2 rRNA genes are annotated in these 2,508 nt (G+C 52.3%); both read left to right on the forward strand.

Annotated features, from left to right (window positions below):
- Positions 1-2,341 (forward strand): 23S ribosomal RNA (locus HUK49_RS10440); the annotation flags it as partial.
- Positions 2,342-2,416: 75 nt separating this feature from the next.
- Positions 2,417-2,508 (forward strand): 5S ribosomal RNA (gene rrf / locus HUK49_RS10445); the annotation flags it as partial.

Raw genomic sequence — 2,508 nt, forward strand, 5'->3', positions numbered from 1 at the left:
AGCCCATTAATGGGTGACGGCGTGCCTCTTGCAGAATGAACCGGCGAGTTACGATTGCATGCAAGGTTAAGGTGGAAAAACCGGAGCCGCAGCGAAAGCGAGTCTGAAATGGGCGTACGAAGTATGTAGTTGTAGACCCGAAACCAGGTGACCTACCCATGTCCAGGTTGAAGGTGCGGTAAAGCGCACTGGAGGACCGAACCCGTGTCAGTTGAAAATGGCTGGGATGAGGTGTGGGTAGCGGTGAAATTCCAAACGAACTTGGAGATAGCTGGTTCTCTCCGAAATCTCTTTAGGGGGAGCCTTGGGAAAAAGAATCGTGGAGGTAGAGCTACTGTTTGGACAAGGGGCCCGTCATGGGTTACCAACTTCAGATAAACTCCGAATGCCATTGATTTATGCCCAGGAGTCACACGATGAGTGATAAGATCCACCGTGTAAAGGGGAACAGCCCAGATCACCAGTTAAGGTCCCTAAATATATGCTAAGTGGAAAAGGATGTGGAGTTGCATAGACAACTAGGATGTTGGCTCAGAAGCAGCCACCATTTAAAGAGTGCGTAATAGCTCACTAGTCGAGTGATTCTGCGCCGAAAATGTACCGGGGCTAAGCATATTACCGAAACTGTGGATGTGCACTACGTGCACGTGATAGGAGAGCGTTCTAAGGGCGGTGAAGCTAGACCGTGAGGACTGGTGGAGCGCTTAGAAGTGAGAATGCCGGTATGAGTAGCGAAAGACAGGTGAGAATCCTGTCCACCGAATGACTAAGGTTTCCTGGGGAAGGCTCGTCCTCCCAGGGTAAGTCGGGACCTAAGCCGAGGCCGAGAGGCGTAGGCGATGGATAACAGGTTGAGATTCCTGTACCAGTTAACTGCGTTTGACGATGGAGGGACGCAGGAGGCTAAGCAAACCTCACGATTGGAAGAGTGGGGCCAAGCAGTAAGTCAGGATGTGAGTCAAATGCTTACATCCGGGTTGACAAGCTGTGATGGGGAGCGAAATTACAGTAGCGAAGTTGCCGATGTCACACTGCCGAGAAAAGCTTCTAAGGAGCACGTTAACTGCCCGTACCGCAAACCGACACAGGTAGTCGAGGAGAGAATCCTAAGGTGAGCGAGTGAACTCTCGTTAAGGAACTCGGCAAAATGACCCCGTAACTTCGGGAGAAGGGGTGCTGGTCGCAAGACCAGCCGCAGTGAATAGGCCCAGGCGACTGTTTATCAAAAACACAGGTTTCTGCAAAATCGTAAGATGAAGTATAGGGGCTGACGCCTGCCCGGTGCTGGAAGGTTAAAAGGAAGGGTTAGCTTCGGCGAAGCTCTGAATTGAAGCCCCAGTAAACGGCGGCCGTAACTATAACGGTCCTAAGGTAGCGAAATTCCTTGTCGGGTAAGTTCCGACCCGCACGAAAGGCGTAACGATCTGGGCGCTGTCTCAACGAGAGACTCGGTGAAATTGAAATCCCTGTGAAGATGCAGGGTACCCGCGACAGGACGGAAAGACCCCATGGAGCTTTACTGTAGCTTGATATTGAGTGTTTGTACTGCTTGTACAGGATAGGTAGGAGCCATAGAAGTCGGAACGCTAGTTTCGACGGAGGCGTTGGTGGGATACTACCCTTGCATTATGACCACTCTAACCCGCAGCACTGAACGTGCTGGGAGACAGTGTCAGGTGGGCAGTTTGACTGGGGCGGTCGCCTCCTAAAAGGTAACGGAGGCGCCCAAAGGTTCGCTCAGAATGGTTGGAAATCATTCGCAGAGTGTAAAGGCACAAGCGAGCTTGACTGCGAGACAGACAGGTCGAGCAGGGACGAAAGTCGGGCTTAGTGATCCGGTGGTTCCGCATGGAAGGGCCATCGCTCAACGGATAAAAGCTACCCTGGGGATAACAGGCTTATCTCCCCCAAGAGTCCACATCGACGGGGAGGTTTGGCACCTCGATGTCGGCTCATCGCATCCTGGGGCTGTAGTCGGTCCCAAGGGTTGGGCTGTTCGCCCATTAAAGCGGTACGCGAGCTGGGTTCAGAACGTCGTGAGACAGTTCGGTCCCTATCCGTCGCGGGCGGAGGAAATTTGAGAGGACCTGTCCTTAGTACGAGAGGACCGGGATGGACATACCGCTGGTGTACCAGTTGTTCCGCCAGGAGCACCGCTGGGTAGCTATGTATGGACGAGATAAACGCTGAAAGCATCTAAGTGTGAAACTCGCCTCGAGATGAGATTTCCCATTCCTTCGGGAAGTAAGACCCCACAAAGATGATGTGGTAGATAGGATGGAAGTGGAAGTGCCGTGAGGCATGGAGCGGACCATTACTAATCGGTCGAGGACTTAACCAAGTTAAGCGGTAAGGTTTGGAAGAAGAGCGATATTGTTTAGTTTTGAGAGCGCAAGCTCTTGCCCGGAAGGGTAAGTGTGGTGATGATGGCTTGAAGGATACACCTGTTCCCATGCCGAACACAGAAGTTAAGCTTCAACACGCCAAAAGTAGTTGGGGGATCGCTCC

The organism is Limosilactobacillus portuensis (genome assembly GCF_014838735.1).
Lineage (GTDB): Bacteria > Bacillota > Bacilli > Lactobacillales > Lactobacillaceae > Limosilactobacillus > Limosilactobacillus portuensis.